Below are 21,054 nucleotides of genomic sequence, written 5' to 3'. Positions count from 1 at the left end.
GACGACGATGGCGGACCTCCAGCGGGCACGCGAGGCCAAGGACAGGCTGCGCTCCGAGCTGCGCGAGCGCCCCGGGGTCAACGGGATCGGCCTCACCAAGGACGACGACGGCTACGCCGTCCAGGTCAACGTCCAGCTCGCCGACGACGCCACCGCCCTCCCGTCCTCGGTCGACGGCGTCCACGTCCACATCAAGGTCACCGGCCCCATCACCCCCGCCTCGCGCCCCCACCTCCGCACCGCCTGACCCCCCCATCCGTCTCAGCGAGAGGGAGGGGTGGGGGTGGGGCGGGTGGCTCGGAGGAGGGGGGTGTTGAGGGCGTCGATCTGGGTGGTCGCGTCGGACTGGCGGCCGTGGCCGCCGCGCTCGTTTTGCCGGGCCGCGTAGAGAAGAGTGCCGACGGCCGTCAGGGCGAAGCCGGTGATCAGCGCCGTGACGTCGAGCGACGGGAGCTGGCTCGCCGCGGTGAGCACAGCGAGCACCGGGATCGTGGGCCCCAGCGGCAGCCGTGAGCCCTCGCCGGGCCACCCCCGCACGGCGAGGACGGTCGCCGCGACGCCCACCACGATCATCGCGATGATCGCCGCGACGTTGGCGACCGCCACGACGAACGTGGGGTCGTCGACCAGCACGAGCACGACCGTCACGGCCGCGAGGAACAGGACGCTCACGTACGGGTGCCCCGAGCGGGTGCGCCGACCGAGGACGGGCGGCACGTCACCCCGTGCGACGAGCCGCAGCACGAGGTCGCTCGCGCCCAGCATGTTGGCGTTGGCCCCCGACAGCGTCGACAGGCACGCGGCGAACGCGACGACCACCCCGCCCCACGGGCCCATCACGATCGAGGCCGCCTGGGCCACGCCCGTCGAGGTGAACGTGGTGATGCCGCTCGCGAGCATCGCGAGCACGGTCCCCAGGTAGACGGCCCCCGAGATGAAGATGGTGAGCATGATCGCGCGGGGGACCGTCTTGCGCGGGTCGCGCACCGATCCCGCCATGTTCGTGATGACGTTGAACCCCGTGTACGCGGTGAACAGGAGCGCGGTGGCGCGCAGGACGCCCTGGCCTCCCTCGGGCAGCGGGCGGTCCAGGTCGTGGGGGCGGAGCTCGGTCAGGCCCCAGACGGCGAACAGCATGAGCAGCGCGAGCTTGATCGCCACGATCCACGTCTCGGCGCGCGCGGCGGCGTCGGTGCCGCCGAGATTGAGCGCGGTGACCAGCACGGTGGCCACCAGCGCGAGCACCAGTGTGCCGGCCACGGGGATGAAGTACTCGTGCAGGTAGTCGCCGAACGAGATGACGAGGTAGGCGATGATCGTGGCGCCGTTGAGGTAGAAGGCCCACATGACGACGAATCGCCACACCGGGCTGAGCAGGTCCCCGACCGGTGCGTAGCCGGACTCGCCAGGTCGTGCGCGGGCCGAGACCACGACGAAGGACAGCGCGCTGAGCAGCATGACCACCCCGGCGAGCGCATAGGCGAGGACTGCCGCCGATCCGGCCAGGTTGATGGCCGTGCCCGACAGCGTGAAGACCCCGCCGCCCACCGTCGTCCCGACACCGAACGCGACGCACGCGACGAGTCCGATCGAGTGCCGCGGACCGTCTGCCACGTCAGCGAATCTGTCACGCCCCGCCCCGGTTCGCGACTGCGCCAAGGGCGGTGCGGGCGGGAGGTCGTCAGGTGCCGCGAGAGGGCTTCATGGGGTGGAGCTGGCGCTGCTCCGTCTGGCAGTCGTGTTGACTGGTGCCGTGACCCAGAGCAGCACTCGTCTTCCGAAGGTCCGCGCCTCCGAGCTCGTCGGGCGGGGCTGGCTGAACACCGGCGGCAAGGACGTGAGCCTCGCGGACCTGCGCGGCAAGATCGTCCTGCTCGACTTCTGGACGTTCTGCTGCGTCAACTGCCTGCACGTGCTCGACGAGCTGCGTGAGCTCGAGGCGCAGTACCGCGACGTGCTGGTGATCGTGGGGGTGCACTCGCCGAAGTTCGTGCACGAGGCGGACCCGGTCGCACTGGCGTCGGCGGTCGAGCGGTACGAGGTGCACCACCCGGTGCTCGACGACCCGAACCTGACCACCTGGTCGGCATACGCGGCGCGCGCGTGGCCCACGCTCGTGGTGATCGACCCCGAGGGCTACGTCGTCGCACAGATGGCCGGCGAGGGGCACCAGAACAACGTGGCGTTGCTGCTGCGCGACCTCGTCGCCGAGCACGAGGCCAAGGGCACCCTGCACCGAGGCGACGGGCCGTACGTGCCGCCCACCCCGACGTCGGGCACGCTGCGCTTCCCGGCCAAGGTCGTCGCACTGCCCGGCGGGAACCTGCTCGTGGCCGACGCCGGGCACCACGCGCTGACCGAGCTCGCGCCCGACGGCGAGACGCTGGTGCGCCGGATCGGTTCGGGCGAGCGCGGCCTGGCCGACGGCGGGCCCGACGAGGCCCGGTTCAGCGAGCCGAACGGGCTGGCCCTGGTGCCCGACGAGCTGCGCGCGCAGGTCGGCTTCGACGTGCTCGTGGCCGACACCGTGAACCACGCGCTGCGCGGCGTGCGGCTCGCCGACGGCACGGTGACGACGGTCGCGGGCACGGGCGAGCAGTACATGGTCGGTGCGTCCGACAACGTCCTCGCCCGCCCCGGCGACGGCCCGAAGGCCGACCGCACGGGCGTCGGGTACGACGGGCCGTCGCGCGACGTGCGGCTGTCCTCGCCGTGGGACGTCGTCTGGTCGCCCGACGCGCACGCGTTCGTCGTCGCGATGGCCGGCAACCACACGTTGTGGGCGTTCGACCCCGTCGCCGACCGGATCACGTGGCTCGCGGGCACCATGAACGAGGGGCTCGTCGACGGCCCCGCACGCGACGCGTGGTTCGCGCAGACCTCGGGTCTCGCGGTGGACGCCGGGGGACGGGTGTGGCTCGCGGACTCCGAGGTGTCCGCGCTCCGACACCTCGACCAGGCCGGCGCCACGCCCACCGTCGGCACGGCCGTCGGCGCCGGGCTCTTCGAGTTCGGCCACCGCGACGGACCGGCCGACCAGGCCCTGCTCCAGCACCCGCTCGGCGTCGCGGTGCTGCCCGACGGCTCGGTCGCCGTCGCCGACACCTACAACGGCGCGATCCGCCGGTACGCCCCCGCGACCGGCCCGGACGGCGCCCGCATCGACGGAACGGGCGAGGTCACGACGCTCGCCACGGGGCTGGCCGAGCCCTCGGGGCTGCTGGTCGAGACCGCCGGTGACGGGGTGCAGCTGCTGGTCGTCGAGTCGGCCGCGCACCGGCTGACCCGCATCGCGCTGCCCGCCGCGCTCGCGGGGGAGATCCTCGACTCCGGCGCGCACCGCACCCAGCGGCCCGTGACCGACCTGGCCCCCGGCACGGTGCGGCTCGACGTGGTGTTCACCCCCGCCGCCGGGCAGAAGTACGACGACCGCTACGGCCCCTCGACCCGGCTGCAGGTCTCCTCGACCCCGCCCGGGCTGCTGCTCGAGGGTGCGGGGGACGACGTGCCGCTCGACCGGGTGCTGCGCCTCGACCCCGAGATCGGCGAGGGGGTGCTGCACGTGACGGCGCACGCCGCGAGCTGCGACGCCGACCCCGCGATCGAGTACCCCGCGTGCCACCTCAACGCGCAGGACTGGGGAGTGCCGGTGCGGGTCGTCGAGGGTGCGGCCACCGAGCTCGTGCTGCCGCTGCACGGCTGACGGGTCCGCTCCGGCCCGACGTCGGCCCCGCCGACGTCAGCGGGTCGCGGTCAGCGCGCGCCCTGGATGGCCACGTCGATCAGGGCCTGCAGGGCGTCGGTCAGCGCCTCGGTCGCGTCGTCGGGCGCAGTCGTCTCGACCCGCACGACCCAGGGCGCGTGCTCGACGCTCAGGGTGCGCACCCCGGTCGTGTCGTCCGACGGGGTGCCGCCGCGGGCGACGGCCACGGGCACGCCGTCCGCGTCGCCGAGCACGGTCCACGTCGAGCCGCCCAGGGCGGCGGTCGCGGCGGCGGCGAGGGCGCACAGCCGGGTGACCTCGCCGGTCTGCGCGGCGAGGACGGCCGCCACGACGGCGGTGATGAGCCGGTCGACGGTCACGGCCGACTCGGCGTTGCGCCGTTCGCGAGCCTGGTTCACGCGGGCCCGGTTGCGCTTGGCCTGGTACTGCGCCGCGTCGGCGCGCCGGAACAGAGCCCGGGGGGCCTCGACGCGCGCGTCGGCGGTCGAGGCGATGCCCCACGAGATGGCCGAGCCGTGCGGCAGCGGGTACGCCGCGAGGGTGCGGGCCACGGTCTGGCTCACGGTGGCGCGGGACTGCCCGACGGTCACGAGGCAGAACTCGTCGCCGCCCAGGCGGGCAGCGGTCGAGCCGGGCAGCTGGTCGTGGACCTGGCGCAGCACGTCCGCGCAGGCGCGCAGCAGGTCGTCCCCGGCGTGGTGGCCGAACTCGTCGTTGACGCGCTTGAGCCCGTCGACGTCGCACATCACGACGCAGGTCTCACCGTCGGCCTCGAGGGCCTGCTCGGCGGCGTGGTCGGCGACGCGGCGGTTCCCGAGCCCGGTGAGCGGGTCGTCGGCGACGAGGTGGCGCACCTGGTCCTCGAGGTCGACACGGGCCACAGCGCCGGCGACGAGGGCCGCGACGACCTCGGCTGCGGCGACGTCGTCGATCCCGAAGAGCTCCTGCCCGGCACCGCGCGCGGCGTAGAGCTGGCCCCACACGCTGCCGTTGACGACCACGGGCGCGGCGAGGCCTGACACGTTGCCCATCGTCTCGAGCGCGGCGCTCTCGACCGCGTCGCCCGGGTCGGCGTCGGGGGCGAGCCCGGGGGCGTGCGCGACCCAGCTGGTGCGGTCGCGCAGGAGCGTGCGCAGCGCGGGCCGGTCGGCGGCGCGGAACGAGGACGTCGCGAGCAGGCTCTCGCGGGTGCCGTTCGGCGCAGGCTCGGTCGCGAGCACCCGGCACGTCTCCTGCTCGATCCGGCAGATCGCGACCGAGCGTGCGTCGAGGATCTGCCGGGCGAGCTGGGCGCCCGAATCGGTGACCTCCGCGAGGTTGCGGCACCGGTCGAGCCGGTGCGCAGCGAGGGCGAGGCCCCGCACACCACCCAGCGACGGGGCGCCCGTGGGGGCTCCGAGGGCGCGCGCCTGTGTGCTGGTCACGACGACATCATCCGCCACTCAGCCGTGTGCGCAAGAGCGGTGTCACCTCATCGGCGGTGCGCCGGGTCAGCGCACGTGGACCGCGCCCAGCTCGGCGAACATGGCGCGGTTGTGCTCGAAGGCGGCCCTGGCCTCGGTCACGGCCTGGGCGCGGGCGTCGTCGTCGAGGTCGAGCGCGTCGAGGCGCTCGCGGTACGTGTCCTTGAAGGGCTTCACCTTGGGGATCTCGGCGAAGTGGTAGAAGCTCACGCCCTCGGCGCCGAAGCCGTAGTGGCGCTCGAGCATCCGCTGGATGATCTGGCCGCCCGAGAGGTCGCCGAGGTAGCGCGTGTAGGCGTGCGCGACGTACAGGCTCACGGAGGTTCCTGTCTCGGCGATGCGGGCCGCGTACCGCTCGGTCGCGGGCAGGGTGCGGATCTCGGTGGCCCAGTCCGGTCCGACGAGGAACTCGAGGTCGGCCTCGATCGAGGGGACGCGTGTGAGCTCGTCGAACACGAGGGAGGTGCCCACGGGATCGGTGCGGATCTGCGCGCTCGCGGCCTCGAGCGCCGTGTAGATCGCGTGCTGCTGGGCCGCGAGGTCGGTGTAGGCGGCCCGGTCGAGGCGCCCGGCCATGAGCTGCTCGACGAAGCCCATCGACTCGGCGGCCTCGTGCTCGGGTCGCGTGCCCTCGCGCAGGAGCGTCGACAGCGGGGTCCGGGCGGCGTCGTGCTCCGCGGCGGGTCGGGCGATCGTGATGGTCACAGCGGTCTCCTCGGCACGGGCGATCTGACACGTCGTCATGACACTCCGTCACGAACTGTAGCCGAGCAAGGTAAGGCTTGCCTACATCCGTCTCACGGACGAGGACCGCGGCGCGCCACGCCTCTCCGCCCTCGGAGGGACCGTTGGCGCGCCGCCGGGGGAGCGAGCATCGTGGGGGAGTGGTCATGCGCATCCGCCAGCAGCACGCCGACGAGTGGCCCGCGGTACGGGAGCTCGTCCGGGTCGCCTTCGAGGACTCCGACCCGAACTTCGCCGTGCTCGTCGACCGGATCCACGAGTCGCCCGAGTGGGTCGCGCACCTCTCCCTCGTGGCCGAGGTCCGCAACGAGCTCGTCGGGAACATCCTCATCAGCAAGGCTCCGCTGCACACCGAGCGCGGCCCCCTCGAGGCGCTCGTCCTCGCCGAGGTGGGCGTGCTGCCCGACGCGCGCGGCCAGGGCTTCGGCTCGGCCTTGCTCCGCACCGCGGTCCGCAGGGCCGAGGAGGGCGTCGAGTCGGTGCTCGTGGCGCGCGGCGACGCCGCCTACTACCAGCGGTTCGGCTTCCGGGCCGGCGCAGACCTCGGGATCACCGCCCCGTCCGACCGGATCCCGCCCGACCAGTTCATGGTGCTCCCGCTGCCGCAATACGACGAGCACGACCGGGGTCGCCTCGAGCTGCCCGCATACTTCTGGGAGTCCGGCATCTCCGGGCTGTGACCCGCGCGCGACGCTCAGGCGGCGACGGTGTCCTGAGCGCCGACGGCTCGCAGCACGAACGTGACGGTCGACTCGATCGCACGGTCGCGCGCGGGGCCGTCCTCCTCGGGCACGCCGCGGCTCGACAGGCACGCGTTGACGAGGGGCACTGTGGTGTCGATGTCCTGCTCGGGGAAGTCGCCGGACGCGATCCCCGCGTGCAGGATGCGGCGCAGGATCTGCTCGACCAGCACCACGTGCTCGCGCACCCGCTGCTGCGTGGCCCGCGAGAGCACCGAGCGCAGGTCGGGACCCGGGGCCAGGTGGTAGATCCGCTTGAGCTGCGCCTGGGCGCGGACGTAGGCCCGGAGCTGCTCGGTCGGGTCCTCGACGTCCTCGAGCGAACGCTCGAGCGTCGCGACGTACTGCTCGGTCTCGTCCGTGATGAAGCCGACGAGCAGCGACTCCTTGTCGGCGAAGTGGTTGTAGACGGCGGTGCGGCCGACGCCGGCCGCGGCGGCGATGTCGGCGAGGGTGATCGCGTCGAAGCCGCGCTCCTCCATGAGCGAGGACAGCGCCGCGAAGAGCTTCTGACGCGTCTGCTCGCGGTGCTCGTGCAAGGAGCCACCGATGATCTTGGGCATGCTGACATTCTCCCACCGTCTGTCAGGACGTCGGACCACCCGGTACCGCGCGCCGGTCACCTCACCGGGAGGATGACCTGCCGACCGGTGCTCGGGTGCGCGAAGACGTCCACGGGGTACTCGTAGACCCCGCTGAGCAGCTCGGGGGTCAGGGCGTCGCCGGGCGTCCCGTCGGCCACGACGCGCCCGCCCGAGAGCACCGTGACCCGGTCCGCGTACGCCGCGGCGAGCCCGAGGTCGTGCACCACGACCACGACGGCGCCGCCGTCCTGCGCCCGGCGGCGGGCCAGCTGCAGCACGAGCTCCTGGTGCCGCAGGTCGAGCGCCGCGGTCGGCTCGTCGAGCAGCAGCACCCCGGCACGCTGCGCGAGCACCCGGGCCAGCGCCGCCCGCGCCCGCTCGCCGCCCGACAGCTCGGTGAAGAGGCGCCCCGCCAGGTGGGTCACGTCGGCTGCAGCGAGGCCCTCGGTGACCGCGTCGTCGTCCTCGTCCTCGAACGGGGTGCCGCGCCACGGCGAGCGGCCCATCCGCACGACCTCGGCCACCGTGAACGGGAACGAGACGCTCACGCTCTGCAGCAGCACAGCACGACGCAGCGCGAGCTCGGTCGTGGTCCAGTGCCCGAGCTCGTGCCCGTCGAGCGCGACGGTGCCCGCGGTGACGGGCAGGTCACCCGTGAGGACCCCCAGGAGCGAGGACTTGCCCGCGCCGTTGGGGCCCAGCAGAGCACGCACCTCGCCCGCCCGCACCTCGAGGTCGACGCCGCGCAGCACCTCGGTGCCACCCCGCGTCAGGTGGGCGCCGCGGACCTGCGCGACCACGTCCCCCGGGGCGCTCGGCACGGGCAGCCGCGGACCGCCGCGCGGCCACCAGGTGGGCCGGCTCACGCCCAGCCGCCCTGCGTGGACCGGGTGCGCCGCAGCAGCCAGAAGAAGAACGGACCACCGACCAGCGAGGTCAGCATGCCGAGCGGGAGGTCGGCGTTGGCGATCGCCGTGCGGGCGACGAGATCGGCCACGACCAGCACGAGCGCCCCGCCCAGGGCCGATCCGGGCACGAGCACCCGGTGACCGGGACCCGCGACGATGCGGACCAGGTGCGGGACCACGAGACCCACGAACGCGATGATGCCGGTGAACGCGACGCCCGAGGCGACGAGCACCGCGACGAGCACGATCACGCCCTGCCGGAGCCGTTCGACGTGCACACCCAGGTGCCGTGCCGCGCGCTCGCCGAGCGCGAGCAGGTCGAGCCGCCGCGACAGGGCCAGCGCCACGGCGATGCCTACGGCCACCAGCGGTGCCACGATCGCGACCGACGCCCACGACGCCCCGTTGAGCGAACCGAGCTGCCAGAACACGATCTGCTCGCGTGCGGCCGGCGACGCGATGAACGTGAAGAACGCGAGCAGGCCGCCCGCGAAGGCGTTGATCGCGACGCCCGTCAGCACGAGCGTGACGACCTCGGTGCGGCCACCGGCCCGCGACAGGGCGTACACAGCGAACGTGGTCACGAGGCCGCCGACGAACGCCGCGACGGCCACCCACGGGCCCGCGGTCAGCGCGCCACCGAAGACGATCACCGCGCACGCGCCCACCGCCGCGCCCGACGAGACGCCGATCACGCCGGGTTCGGCGAGCGGGTTCGCGAACACGCCCTGCATGAGCGCCCCGGCGGTGCCGAGCGCCGCGCCGACCAGCAGGGCCAGCGTGATGCGCGGGAAGCGCACGAGCCACAGCGTGTTGTCGCCCTGCGGGTGGCTGGGCAGCGGACCGAGGTCGAGACCGACCCGGTGCAGCAGCGAGCCGAGCACCTCGGCCGGGGGGATGCGCACCTGGCCCACGCCCGCCGAGACCACAGCGACGCACAGCACGACCAGCGCGAGCCCGACGAGCAGCACCCGGCCGCGACGTCGGGCGTGGGGGGCCGGACCGGGCTCGGACCCGCGTCGGACCGGGGGAGCAGCGACCTGGGTCGTCATCGAGCGGTCCCGTGCACGGCCTCGGCGAGCGCGAGCAGCGTCGCACCGGTGCGGGGGCCGAAGCTGAGCAGCACTGTGTCGTCCATGTCGACCACGCGGTGCGCCGCGCCGGCGGGCGTCTGCGCGACCCCGGTGATGCCGAGCAGCCCGTCCACGCCGCCGATCGACTCGAGCCCCTCGGAGAGCATGAGGATCACGTCGGGTGCCGCGGCGACGAGGGCCTCGCTCGTGAGGGTCACGAACGAGCGGGTCAGACCGATGTCGGTGCCCACGTCGACCGCCCCGATCGCCTCGATCATCGAGTCGGCGCCCGAGCCGGGCCCCCCGAGCAGGTAGACGCCGGCGGTGCCACGCAGGTACAGGAACGCGATGCGCAGGGGCTCGCCGTCGGTGAGGGCGAGCGCGAGGGCCTCCGCGATCTCGGCCTCGACGCGTTCGACGAGGGCCGCGCCCTCGGCGGGGACCCCGAGGGCCTCGGCGACGGCCGTGATGTGCCCCGCGATGCCCTCGAGGGTGCGGGCGGGGTCGAAGAAGACGACCGGGATGCCCGCGGCGCGCAGCTGGGCCTGGACCTCGGGCGGCCCGATCGAGGTGTCGGTGAGGATCACAGTCGGGTCGAGCGCGAGGATCGACTCCGCGTTGAGGTCGTGGCCCGCGGCGGACACGAGCGGCACGTCGGCGGCCTCGGCGAAGCCCGTGGCGCGGTCACGTCCGACGACGTCGTCGCCCAGTCCGAGCGTGTACACGATCTCGCCGAGGGTGCCGTACAGGTCGACCGCGATGATGCGGCTCGCGTCGGTGATCGTGACGTCGACCCCGTCGTACGAGCGCACCGTGACGGGCAGCTGCGGTGCGGGGTCGGTCGCGATCGGGTGGATGCTCTCGTCCGCCACGACGGCGGTCGTGGGGCCCGTGGGTGACGAGCCGGACGAGCGCTCAGGGACCCCGGCGGTCGCGGCGCTGCACGCCGCCAGGAGCGCGACGACGAGCGCCGCACCGACGGTGGCGAGCGTGCCCGCGCGCGGGCGACGGCGTGCGGATCGCGCGGCGCTCATGGTCTCTCTCCTGGTGAAAGGGGGTCGACGACCCCGCCAACCGGAGGTAAGGCTAACATTAGGAAGGCAACCCTAAGTCGTAGTACTGTCCGGCCCGTGGAACGTCGTCTCGAACTCAGGAACCGGCTGGTCGCCGTCGCGAGCCTCACCGTGGGCGGCGTCGTCGCCCTCGCCGGGGTCGCGCAGGCCGCGCCGACGGGCGAGGTCGTCGTCTCGCAGACCGAGGACCTCGTCTCCGGGCAGGTCCTCACCGTGACCGGCAGCGGCTTCGACGAGAGCAAGGGCGTCTACGTCGCCATCTGCGTCGACAACGGCCCCGGGCAGACCCCCACGCCCTGCCTCGGCGGGGTCGACATGGACGGCTCGCTCGGCGGCTCGGCCTGGATCTCGTCCAACCCGCCCAGCTACGCCGCGGGCCTGCCGACCGCGTTCGGCCCCGGCGGCACGTTCGAGGTCCAGCTCCCGGCGACCAGCGAGGACCCCGTGACGGGGGTCGACTGCCGCGAGGTCGCCTGCGCCGTCGCCGTCCGCTACGACCACACCCGCGCCGACGACCGCACGGGAGACGTGCTGGTCCCCGTCTCGTTCGCCCCCCTCGGTACGACGTCCGCGGCCACGCCCGAGCCCGAGGTCACCACGACGACCGAGGGCGCCGACGCCGCCACCCACACCCAGACCGCGCCGGCCGACGACACGGCCGACGCCGCACCCGTCGTCGCCGAGGACGACGGATCGACGGGCGCCGGCACCGCGCTCGCGGTCGGGGCCGTCGTGGTCCTGCTCGTCGCCGCGGCAGCGACCGTCTCGGTGCGACGTCGACGCGCGGCGACCGCTGCCGTGGCCCCCGACGCGTCCACCGCCTCCACCCCTGATCGCGCCGCTGACTGACCCGTCGGCCACCGACCCGACGCGGCCCGCCGCGTCGGCCGCACGTCACGCCCTGCCCCGTCCGCCCTCGCGCCGGCACGACGCCGCGCACCCACCGAAGGAGCTCTCCTGTGCTGACAGGACACCCCAGGACCCGACGTGCCGGGAGAGTGCTCGCCGCCCTGACCGCGGCAGCGATCGCGGCGACCACGGCCGTCGTCGGGCTGGCCGGCTCGGCCGGTGCCGCGACCGGCCCCTCGCTCACGGTCACGACGGCCCCCGAGGGCGGCGGCACGGTCACCGTGACCGGTGAGGGCTTCACGGTCGACACCACGGGCGTCTACGTCGGCATCGGCGCCACGGGCGCCGCGAGCTTCTACGACGCGGGCATCTCGACCGACGCCACGGTGTGGGTCGCGCAGGGGAAGGTCGCGAGCGCCTCCGCCGCGCCGTTCACGGAGGACGGCACGTTCACGCTGACGCTCACCGCACCGGCCCCGACCGAGGCCGGGTTCACCGTGTACGCCTCCAAGGCGCACGGGCTGGGTACCGGGCCCGACCTGACGCAGAACGTGACCGTCCCGGTCGCCTACGCGGCGACCCCGACCCCGACGCCCACGCCGACGCCCACGCCGACGCCCACGCCGACGCCCACGCCGACGCCCACGCCGACGCAGACTGCCGAGCCGGCGCCGAGCCCCACGCCCACCGCGACGGCGAGCCCGGAGCCCACCACGTGGACGCCGGCGATCTCGGTGCACGCGGCCGACGGCACCACGCCGCTGGGCAGCACCGCGGTGCGTGCGGGCGACACCATCGTCGTCAAGGGCAGCGGGTTCGACCCGGCCGCCAACGTCGGCGGCTACGGCGTCCCGATCCCCCAGACGCTCTCGCAGGGCACCTACGTCGTGTTCGGCACCGCCGCCGCGGTGTGGAAGCCGTCCGAGGGGGCCACCTCCGCGGCCCGCAAGGTCGCGAGCCAGGGCTGGGTGCTGCCCTCCTCGGTCGTGGACCAGGTCCCCGCCCAGTACCAGTCGGCGATCCGCGCGCAGTGGGTCGAGCTGGCTGATGACGGCACCTTCACCGCCCGCCTGACGGTCACCGCCCCGACCGCCCTCGACGGCGGCTCGGTGGGCGTGTTCACCTACGCGGCCGGCGGCACGAAGAACGCCGCCCAGGAGCTGTTCGTGCCGGTGACGTTCACGGCCACGCCCGTGAGCCCCGAGCCGTCGACGCCCGCACCGGTGCCCGCACCCGCGCTGACCGTCTCGCCCGCCACGGGCCTGGACCCGTCGGTCGACCAGAAGATCACTGTGAGCGGCACCGGGTTCGCCGGGGCGCTCGCCCACCAGGGCGTGTACGTCAACATCGGCGCGTCGGGCACGTGGACGCCCGGGACCACGCCCGCGCAGGACGGCTGGGCGGCCTCGGGCTACGTCCCGACCGCACGCATCGCCGTCGACGGCTCGTTCACGACCACGCTGACGATCAAGGCCGGGACGGCGAAGGCCGGCTCGACGTACGTCGCCGCGGTCTTCTGCGCGCACGGCTGCTCGGCGACCGAGCGGAGCCTCGACGCGGTGTCGGGCCCGATCACGTTCGCGGCGGCGACCTCGACGCCCGCCCCCACGCTGCCGTCGGTGGGCGGGGCCCCTGCGGTCTCGGTCCAGGGCGCCGGGTCGAACGGCACGATCACGGCCGGCACTGAGGTCACGATCGTGGCCACGGGCTTCGCGCCGCACCAGACGGGCATCCGGCTCGAGCTGCGGTCCGACCCGGTGGTCCTCGCGTCGGGCCTGACCGCCGACGCGTCGGGCACCGTGCGGCTCGTCGTGACGATCCCGGCGGGAACGCCCGCGGGCAGCCACCACCTGGTGGTCGTGGCCGCCGACGGTACCGAGGTCTCCTTCCCGGTCACCGTCGAGGCCGCGCTGCCGGTGTGCGTCGCGCGCGCCGTCTCGGGTGCGACCCTGACGTGGGGTGTCAAGGACGCGTTCCGCAGCTACGTCACCGGTTCGATCGGCCAGGGTGCGATCGCCACGTCGAACGTCTCGGGCTCGGGTCCGTGGACGTGGAGCGGCGGCACCGGGACGTTCAACAGGACCGACGCCGTGGGCCGTGCCGCGTTCGCCGGCTCGGTGCAGTTCACCGCGCACGGCGGCGTGCTCGACGTGACGATCTCGAACCCGCGGGTCCAGGTCAACAGCTCCACGTCCGCGACCCTCGTGGCGGACGTCCGCACCGCGGAGAAGACCTACGGCGGCATCGCCGTCGCGACGCTCCGCCTGGGTGACGGCACCTCGTCGGCGAGCGCGGGCAAGGTCTCGTGGACGGGTGTCCCCGCGACGCTCACCGCCGCGGCCGCTCCCGCCTTCGAGGGCTTCTACTCGGCGGGCACCGCGTTCGACCCGGTGTCCTTCACCCTGCCGCTGGGCGCCGAGACCGACTGCACGTCGGCCTCGGGTGCCGCGCTCGCCAAGTACGGCAAGAGCGGGGTCCTGGCCAGCACCGGCGGCGACCTGGACGCGCTGACCTACGCGCTGCTGCTCGTGGCGCTCGGGGCGGGCCTCGTGCTCGTCGCACGGCATCGGGCCCGCGTCGTCCGCGCCGCGATCCGGGTGGACGACCGCGCCTGACCTGAGCACCGCGCACCCGACGGGGCGCTGACCACCCGACATCTGGGCCGGTCAGCGCCCCGTCGGGCGTCCTGCCCGCGGGATGTCGTGGCGGCGGATCGACGCAAGCGGGATATCTTCTGACAATTGGTGCCAGATCCGGACTGTGACGACGCTCGACGACTGTCGCTCGCGTCGACGTCGGGAAGGGGGTTCGATGCGCCGGCACGAAGCACCTGCCGTACCTCCCGGTGCCGACCCCGCCGCGCTCGCCGCGAGCCTGCGCTCGGCGCACGAGACCTTCGTGACGACCGGGACGCTCGCGGACGACGTGCGGCCGCTCGTGGCGAGCTCGTGGCGGCGCAGCGCGCGCAACGGGGTCGACCCCGAGCAGCCTGTCGCCCCCGTCGACCTGTCGACCGGCGAGCTCGCCATCTACCGGCGTGAGCATCCGCTCGCCGCCGCGATGCCGGCTGTGCGCCGGCTGCTGGTGGACGGCGCGGTGGGTGACGGCATCGTCGCGGCGCTGACGGACGACGTCGGGCGGCTGCTGTGGGTCGAGGGCGACGGGAAGGTGCGCAGGGCTGTCGACCGGGTCGGTTTCGCCGAGGGTGCGACCTGGAGCGAGGAGTACGCGGGGACCAACGCCCCCGGCACGGCGATCGCCACGCGGCGCGCGGTGCAGGTGTTCCAGGCCGAGCACTTCACCCGGGCGGTCCAGCCGTGGAGCTGTTCGGCGGTGCCGGTGCGTGACCTGGCCACGCGGCGGGTGCTCGGGGTGCTCGACGTGACAGGGGGTGACGACGTCGCGTCGGGGCTGATGCTCTCGCTCGTGCGCGCCACCGCGATGGCGGTCGAGCTCGAGCTCGCTGCGGCGACGGGAGCGACCCGGATCGGGGCCGACGAGCGCAACCCGCGGTCGGGGATCGGGCCGCGCGTGCCCGGCACGGCCCGGCTGGACGTGCTGGGGCCCGACGCGGGCGTGCTGCACGGACCCGACTCGGGTGAGACCCGGAGCCTGAGCCTGCGCCACGCCGAGCTGCTGCTGCTGCTCGCGGCGAACCCGCGGGGGCTGAGCAGCGAGGAGCTCGCTGTGCTGCTGCACCCCGACCATCTGAGCGACGTCACGGTGCGTGCTGAGGTCTGGCGGCTGCGACGCGTCGTCGGCCCGCTGCTGGGCGGGTCACGGCCGTACCGGTTGGCCGTGCCGGTCTACACCGATGCCGACGCGGTCCGCACGGCGCTGGCCGAGGGTGATGTGCGGGGTGCGCTCGCGAGCTACCCCGGGCCGCTGCTGGCGCGCTCGCGGGCGCCGGGTGTCGAGCGCCTGCGGGCCGAGCTGAGCGCCGAGCTGCGGGCGTCGGTGCTCGCCACGCAGGACGCGCAGGTCGTCGAGCAGTGGGTGGCCCTCGACGAGGGTGCGGAGGACTGGCAGGCGTGGGAACGCCTCGCCCGGCTGTCGGTGAAGGGGTCGCCGCGGTGGGTGCGGGCGCACGGCCGCCTCGACCTGCTCTCGCGCGAGCTCGCACCGCGGGCGGCGCGCCACCTCCGGCGATGAGGTCCCGGACCAGCGTCGAAGCGCTTCACAATTCCCGTCAAACTGGTCGGAAAGTGCAACCCGGGTGCAACGTTGCCCCGCTTAGCGTGCTCTCACCGGCTTGACCCGCCGCGGAGGTCCAGCTCGCGAGGGTCTCCGACTCCGGTCGGGGAGCACATCCCTGGCTGGACCGCGAGGGGTGCCGCACGCCCGGGGGGAGACGTGCGGCACCCCGACCGGGCCGTCGAGGGTCAGGCCGGGCCACCGTGGGAGGCGAGGTCCGGTGCGTCGCGCGCGCACCGGACCTCGTGCGTCCCGGCGCATCGGATCCGTCTCGGGATCGGTCGTGGTCGCACCCTCGCCGGGCCGCGGCACCGACGTTAGGGTGCAACGCATGACGCCCTCCGCGCCCCAGAAGTCCGGTTCCTCGAAGGCCCCCGCCGCGCCGCCGATCGTCCCGGACGTGAAGGACTGGACGCTGGTGATCGACGGAGGCTGCTCCGAGTGCGGGTTCGCGCCGACCGATGTCGCCCCGACCGCGCTCGCGGGCACCGTGCGCGACCTCGTGCCGCGGTGGGTCGCCGCGCTGCACCGCCCCGGGGCCCGGGTGCGTCCGGCCCCCACGACGTGGTCGGTGCTCGAGTACGGCGCCCACGTGCGCGACGTCCACCGGATCTTCGACGAGCGGCTGCGGCGGATGCTCGCGGAGGACGACCCGCAGTTCGCCAACTGGGACCAGGACGCGACGGCGGTCGAGGAACGCTACGACCTGCAGGACCCGGGTGTGGTCGCGGACGAGATCGCGCACGCGGCCGACGTGTTCGCCGAACGTCTGGAGTCGGTGCGCGACGACCAGTGGGACCGTGCGGGCCGCCGCTCGAACGGCTCGGTGTTCACCGTCGCGACCCTGGGGCAGTACTTCCTGCACGACGTGGTGCACCACCTGCACGACATCCGGGGCTGACGGCCCGGCACACGTTGTCCACAGGTGTTGTCCACACCTGTGTGCACAGCGTGACTCCCACGCGCACCGGCCTGTGGACGCAGCGGTGGACGACGACAGACGGTCCACGATCCTCACGTCGCGGAAACGTCCCGGCAGCATCCCGCGCATAGCGTCCGCGCATGACAGCGGACCCCGCTCAGCTTCCGTCGGACCTCGCCGGGATCCCGGTGCTCGGTCTCCCGCGCGACACCGACGTGCTCGCGCTCGCGGGCGCATGGTTCCCGCAGGCCCGCTGGGAGCACGCGCCGGTCACCGCGGCGCAGGTCCGGTCGCTCGCGCGCCCCGCAGCCGGCGCGCGGTTCCGGGGCGTCACGACCGAGGCGACCGCGGAGCCCGGCGTGCTGCGCCTGGCCCCCGGCGCCCCCGGGGCGACCCTGCGGGGGCCGTACCCGCTCGACGTCCCCGCCTCGGCCGCCGGTGCGGGGTGCCAGGTGCCGCGCACCCTCGACGCGTACGGGATCGTCGTGGACGACCCGGCCGGCGTGTCGGCCGTGGACCCGGGCGGGTGGGCGGTGGCCGCCGCGCGGCACGCGGGAGGCGTGATCGTGCCCGCCGACAGGTCGCTGACCTGCACCTTCGACCCGCGGGCCGCGGTGGACCTGACGCTGTGGTCGGCGGTGGCGCTGCCCCTCGACGCGCTCGTCCGGCTCGTGCGGCCGCGGCTGCCCGGCGCGCGCGTGAGCGTCACACCCCCCCACGGTGCCCGGGTCGGTCGTCGCCCCCTACGAGCTGGTCGCGCGCTTCGAGTACGACGGCGACGTGCGGCTCACGTTCTCCCGGCCCGCACGCGTGGCCACTGTGCTCGAACGGATGAGCTGGCGCGACCACGGTCCGTTCGCGTACGCGGTGCGATGGGAGCCCCCGGAGCCCGACGAGCTGCTGGCCGAGCAGCCGTCGACGCCGCACGTGATCGCCCGGGGCCGGATCGCCCCGCTGGTCGCGCGCACGGTCGCGGCCCTCATGCCCGCGGTCGGCGGGGCGGTGGTCGACGACGGAGGGTTCCTGGTGGGGCCGGCCGAGCTCGCGGCCCGAGCGCACGGTCGGACACGCTGAGTTGTCCACAGGTTCTGTCCACAGCCCTGTGATGCTGGCGTCTTTCCGCAGGTGAGGCTGTGGACAACCCTGTGTGCGAGTAGCTCAGGACGCGTCGACGGGGGTCGGGCTGACCGGGTCGACGGAGGCGCCCGGGTCGCTCAAGGCGAGGTCGACCGACACGGTGAGCTCCGAGCCCGAGGCGTCGGTGAAGATCACGCCACGCAGCGGCGGCACGTCGCCGTAGTCGCGGCCCCACCCGAGCACCACGTACCGGTCGGAGACGAAGGCGTCGTTCGTGGGGTCGATGTCGACCCAGCCGGCCCCCGGCACCCACGCCGAGACCCACGCGTGCGACGCGTCCGCGCCGCGCACCTTCGGTCGGCCGGGCGGGGGGAACGTCTCGAGGTAGCCGCTCGCGTACCGCGCCGGCAGCCCGCGCCCGCGCAGCGCCGCGATCATGAGGTGGGCGAAGTCCTGGCACACCCCGGCGCGCTGGGCCAGCACCTCGGCCTGGGTCGTGCCGACGGTGGTCGATCCCGGCCGGTACGTGAGCTCGGTGCGGATGCGGTGCGCGAGCTCGGCGAGCACCTGCGCGAGCGGACGCCCCGGCGTGAACGTCGGCGCCGCCCACGCGCGGACCTCGGCCGAGGGCACGACGTGGCGTGAGGGCAGCAGCGCCTCGCGCAGCGCGACCACGTCCGATCCGTCCGCCGCCCCCGCGCCGCGCCGCACCTCGCGGGCCGTGTCCTCCCAGCTGACCTGCGGCAGCGTCGCGACGTCCGCCTGCGCGCGCGATACGTGCACGGTCGAGCGTGCCGTGACGACCAGCTCGCGGTGCGGGGTCGTGACAGCGAAGTACGTCGACCGGTTGCCGAAGTAGTCGACGTGCGCGTCGGTGTCGGTCGGGCGGGGGTGCACGGTCACGGTCGACGACCGCAGGGTCTGGTCGGGCAGGTCGCGCGGGGTCAGCGTCGTGCGGCCGTACGAGCGAGTCACCGGGTCGGTGTACGCGTAGGTCGTGCGGTGCACGAGCTCGTAGGTGCGCCCGGCCGGGGCGTCGACGGTGGTGGTGGTGGCCGCCGGGCTCATGACGTGCCCCCCGACTGGAGGTCGTCGCCGGGCTCGGGGGCCTCGTGGTCCGTGGCACGCGAGCCCCACTCCTCGTCGAACGCGCGGCTCGGGGTGGGGTGCGCCAGGTGCACCCGCCCGATCTCGTCGCCCGCCGCGCGCAGCCGCCAGCGCAGAGACTCGAGCGCGTCGGCCATGCGCTCGCGGCGACCGTCCTCCGAGGCGAGGGCCAGGGCGGTCGTGTCGAGCTCGGCGAGCAGGTCCTCGACGTCCTGCAGCAGCCGGTCGCGCTGGTCGACGGGTTCGCTGGGGGCAGGGACGGCGGCGAGGTCGGCGCGGAGCCGCGCCACCTGGAACGCGAGCGAGCGGGGGTTCGTCACGTCGGTCAGCAGCAGGTCGAGCACGGTGGCGACGCTCGCACGCGACTGGTTGCGGCGGCGGTAGGTGAGGATCGACTCGTGCGCGAGCAGCACCGACTCGACCACGAGCGAGTCCACGTCGTCCGTGCGGCGCACGGTGAGGGTGCGGTCGAGCGAGTCCACCACGTCGAGCGCGCGCTCGAGCCGGCGACCCGCGTCGAGGAAGTACCAGCCGGTGTCGAGCGTCATGCTCTCGGCGCCGATGCCCGCGACCGCGAGCAGCGCCTCGAGCAGGCGGTCCAGCACCGGACGCAGCCCGGCGGTCTCGGTGCCGGCACCGCGCGCGGACGCCCGCCCGGTGCCGGTGACGCTGCCCGCGCCGGTGACGCTGCCGTCGTCGTCGGCCAGGGCGCGCTCCATGCTCGCGAGCGGGAGCCAGGTGTCCTGCGAGAGCTGGTCGCGCACGGCGGCCGAGGCCTCGGCGAGGCGGCGCACCGACCAGGCGACCGTCCCCGGGCGCCAGCGTTCGAGCAGCAGCGTGCGCAGGTCGGGGTTCGGCGCGGGGGCGGGGTCGTGGCTCCCGGGCTCGCGGGCCGCGGGGTCGCGGCGGTCGGCGACGGGGGCCGGGCCGGGTCCGCGACCGGCCCACGAGCGGGGCTCGTGCGCGTCGAGGGCCGCGAGCAGCACCGCGAGGGCGCCGCCACCCGGCGACCGGGGTGCGCGGTGGTAGTCCTCCCAGCGGTCCACCGCGGCCCGGATCATCCGCACGGTCCCCTCGGCGCGCTCCGCGTAGCGGCCCATCCAGAACAGGTTCTCGGCGGTGCGAGCGGACAGGCCCGTCGGGATGCGCTGCGTGTGCGGGTCGCCGTGCACCCACGCGTCGGGCGTCGAGTCGGGCTCGGACGAGATGACCCAGACGTCCTTGGCGACGGCGCGCGGCGTGCCGGTGATGTCGGGCTGGACGGGAGCCGGGGTGAGACGGGCGAGCCCGCCGCGCATCACCTGGTAGCTGCCCCGGTGCGCGACCGAGAAGGTGCGCAGCTGGGCCGATCCGAGGCTCGGGTCGACAGGTCCCACGGGCTCCTGACCCACCCACAGCTCGGGGTGGGCGCTGATCTTGTCAGCCAGGACCTCCCGCTCGGCGCGGCTGAGCGTCCACCCCAGCACCGGCGGGTGCTCAGGCGTGGTGCGTGCCAGCACCAGCCGGTCGAGGCGGCCCAGCACGTGCGCGCGGGCCGACTCCTCGCCGCACCAGAACGTGGTCGGCGAACCCAGCCGCAGCTCGGCGCCCAGCACCGTGCGCGCCAGCCGGGGCAGGTACGCGTGCAGCCCCGCGTTCTCGAGCACAGACGAGCCCAGCGGGTTGACCACACCGACGGTCCCCGCCCGCAGCGCACGCACCAGGCCGGGCACCCCCAGGCGCGAGTCCGAGCGCAGCTCGAGCGGGTCGCACAGGTCGTCGTCGATGCGGCGCAGCACCACGTCCACCTGCTCTTCCCCGTCGACGCCCTGCACCCACACCCGCCCGTCGCGCACCACCAGGTCGCTGCCCTCGACCATCGGCAGCCCGAGCATCGACGCGAGGTACGCCTGGTCGAAGGCCGTGTCGCTGTAGGGGCCGGCGGTCAGCAGCACCACACGCGGCTCCTCGATGCCCGCGGGGGCGGCGTCGGCGAGGGCCAGGCGCAGCGCGTGGAAGAACGGGCCGATGCGCTGGATCGGCGCCTGCCGGTAGACGCCCGCGAGGACCCGGGCCACCACGCGGCGGTCCTCCATCGCGTACCCGGCACCCGCGGGCGCCTGGGTCAGGTCGAGCATCGAGGTCCAGGTGCCCGACGGGTCGCGGCTCAGGTCCGTCGCGCCGAGCACGAGCCGTCGGGGGCCGGGGGCCGGCAGGCCGTGGACCGCACGCAGGAAGCCCGGGTGGCCGAGCACCAGCTCGGGCGGCAGCAGGGTGTCGCGCAGCAGCAGCCGGGGGCCGTAGAGGTCGTCGAGCACGGCGTCGAGCAGCTCGGCACGCTGCACCAGGGCTGCCTCGAGCGTGACCCACTCGTGCTCGTGCACGATCACCGGCACCGGGTCGAGGTGCCAGTCGCTCGGGCCGTGCTCGGTGTCGTCGGCGCCGTGGCTCACACCGTGGTCGGCCAGCAGCCGCGCCGCCTGCTCGCGGAACCGTGCCAGGTCGGCGTCGGTCGGCGCGTCCGCGGCGTCGGGCAGCCACGACCAGTCCGGACGCCGCTCGGCCGAGTCCACGCCCGGTCCGCGCGTCGAGGAGAGCAGGTCGGTCACGTGCCGCT

General features: G+C 74.5%; 17 protein-coding genes. 8 read left to right on the top strand and 9 right to left on the bottom strand.

Annotated features, from left to right (window positions below; translation table 11 throughout):
- Positions 1–7 precede the first annotated feature (7 nt).
- Positions 8–247, top strand: coding sequence for a hypothetical protein (locus tag ACGIF2_RS10280; RefSeq protein ID WP_396046206.1), 240 nt, complete (start codon positions 8–10; stop codon positions 245–247).
- A gap of 14 nt (positions 248–261) precedes the next feature.
- Here ACGIF2_RS10280 and ACGIF2_RS10275 read toward each other — a convergent pair whose 3' ends face one another.
- Positions 262–1,614 (bottom strand): APC family permease, encoded by a 1,353-nt coding sequence (locus ACGIF2_RS10275; RefSeq protein ID WP_396046204.1) that lies wholly within the window; start codon positions 1,612–1,614, stop codon positions 262–264.
- A gap of 139 nt (positions 1,615–1,753) precedes the next feature.
- Here ACGIF2_RS10275 and ACGIF2_RS10270 point away from each other — a divergent pair, with 139 nt between their 5' ends.
- The gene (locus tag ACGIF2_RS10270; RefSeq protein WP_396046202.1) at positions 1,754–3,703 is read left to right on the top strand and encodes an NHL domain-containing thioredoxin family protein; all 1,950 of its coding nucleotides are present in this window, start codon (positions 1,754–1,756) and stop codon (positions 3,701–3,703) included.
- 50 nt (positions 3,704–3,753) lie between these two features.
- Here the strand turns inward: ACGIF2_RS10270 and ACGIF2_RS10265 are convergent, their stop codons facing one another.
- Positions 3,754–5,148 (bottom strand): diguanylate cyclase domain-containing protein, encoded by a 1,395-nt coding sequence (locus ACGIF2_RS10265; protein WP_396046200.1) that lies wholly within the window; start codon positions 5,146–5,148, stop codon positions 3,754–3,756.
- Between the two features lie 66 nt (positions 5,149–5,214).
- Positions 5,215–5,931 (bottom strand): heme oxygenase (biliverdin-producing), encoded by a 717-nt coding sequence (locus ACGIF2_RS10260; RefSeq protein WP_396046198.1) that lies wholly within the window; start codon positions 5,929–5,931, stop codon positions 5,215–5,217.
- Between the two features lie 146 nt (positions 5,932–6,077).
- On the opposite strand from ACGIF2_RS10260, the gene ACGIF2_RS10255 reads away from it, so the two are divergent.
- Positions 6,078–6,611 (top strand): GNAT family N-acetyltransferase, encoded by a 534-nt coding sequence (locus ACGIF2_RS10255; protein WP_396046196.1) that lies wholly within the window; start codon positions 6,078–6,080, stop codon positions 6,609–6,611.
- A gap of 14 nt (positions 6,612–6,625) precedes the next feature.
- On the opposite strand, the gene ACGIF2_RS10250 is transcribed toward ACGIF2_RS10255, so the two are convergent.
- Genes ACGIF2_RS10250 through ACGIF2_RS10235 form a run of 4 tightly spaced genes read right to left on the bottom strand, consistent with a single transcriptional unit; the run spans position 6,626 to position 10,270 of the window.
- Positions 6,626–7,234: a TetR/AcrR family transcriptional regulator gene (locus ACGIF2_RS10250; protein ID WP_396046194.1), complete on the bottom strand. Its 609-nt coding sequence runs from the start codon at positions 7,232–7,234 to the stop codon at positions 6,626–6,628.
- 56 nt (positions 7,235–7,290) lie between these two features.
- Positions 7,291–8,121: a heme ABC transporter ATP-binding protein gene (locus ACGIF2_RS10245; RefSeq protein WP_396046192.1), complete on the bottom strand. Its 831-nt coding sequence runs from the start codon at positions 8,119–8,121 to the stop codon at positions 7,291–7,293.
- Entirely contained in the window at positions 8,118–9,215 is a 1,098-nt protein-coding gene (locus ACGIF2_RS10240; RefSeq protein ID WP_396046190.1) for a FecCD family ABC transporter permease, read from the bottom strand. The genes ACGIF2_RS10245 and ACGIF2_RS10240 overlap by 4 nt, the downstream gene beginning before the upstream one ends.
- Positions 9,212–10,270: a hemin ABC transporter substrate-binding protein gene (locus ACGIF2_RS10235; RefSeq protein WP_396046188.1), complete on the bottom strand. Its 1,059-nt coding sequence runs from the start codon at positions 10,268–10,270 to the stop codon at positions 9,212–9,214. The genes ACGIF2_RS10240 and ACGIF2_RS10235 overlap by 4 nt, the downstream gene beginning before the upstream one ends.
- A gap of 96 nt (positions 10,271–10,366) precedes the next feature.
- Here ACGIF2_RS10235 and ACGIF2_RS10230 point away from each other — a divergent pair, with 96 nt between their 5' ends.
- The 5 genes from ACGIF2_RS10230 to ACGIF2_RS10210 all read left to right on the top strand — a co-directional run bounded on the left by ACGIF2_RS10230 (position 10,367) and on the right by ACGIF2_RS10210 (position 17,348).
- Entirely contained in the window at positions 10,367–11,158 is a 792-nt protein-coding gene (locus ACGIF2_RS10230; RefSeq protein ID WP_396046186.1) for a hypothetical protein, read from the top strand.
- A 149-nt stretch (positions 11,159–11,307) separates the two neighbouring features.
- A complete protein-coding gene (locus tag ACGIF2_RS10225; RefSeq protein WP_396046184.1) occupies positions 11,308–13,773 on the top strand; it encodes an HtaA domain-containing protein in 2,466 nt (821 codons plus the stop codon).
- 196 nt (positions 13,774–13,969) lie between these two features.
- Positions 13,970–15,310, top strand: coding sequence for a GAF domain-containing protein (locus ACGIF2_RS10220; protein ID WP_396046182.1), 1,341 nt, complete (start codon positions 13,970–13,972; stop codon positions 15,308–15,310).
- A gap of 373 nt (positions 15,311–15,683) precedes the next feature.
- Complete coding sequence (locus tag ACGIF2_RS10215; protein ID WP_396046180.1) at positions 15,684–16,253, top strand: DinB family protein; 570 nt, start codon at positions 15,684–15,686, stop codon at positions 16,251–16,253.
- Between the two features lie 741 nt (positions 16,254–16,994).
- Positions 16,995–17,348 (top strand): hypothetical protein, encoded by a 354-nt coding sequence (locus ACGIF2_RS10210; protein ID WP_396046178.1) that lies wholly within the window; start codon positions 16,995–16,997, stop codon positions 17,346–17,348.
- An 84-nt stretch (positions 17,349–17,432) separates the two neighbouring features.
- On the opposite strand, the gene ACGIF2_RS10205 is transcribed toward ACGIF2_RS10210, so the two are convergent.
- Complete coding sequence (locus ACGIF2_RS10205) at positions 17,433–18,419, bottom strand: transglutaminase N-terminal domain-containing protein (RefSeq protein WP_396046176.1); 987 nt, start codon at positions 18,417–18,419, stop codon at positions 17,433–17,435.
- Positions 18,416–21,046, bottom strand: coding sequence for a circularly permuted type 2 ATP-grasp protein (locus ACGIF2_RS10200; RefSeq protein WP_396046174.1), 2,631 nt, complete (start codon positions 21,044–21,046; stop codon positions 18,416–18,418). Before ACGIF2_RS10200 ends, ACGIF2_RS10205 begins: the two co-directional genes overlap by 4 nt.
- Positions 21,047–21,054 lie beyond the last annotated feature (8 nt).

The sequence above is a fragment of the Cellulomonas sp. P22 genome, assembly GCF_044392165.1.
The sequence above is the reverse complement of the archived record's forward strand: the minus strand, read 5'-3'. Positions and strand labels throughout refer to the sequence as shown.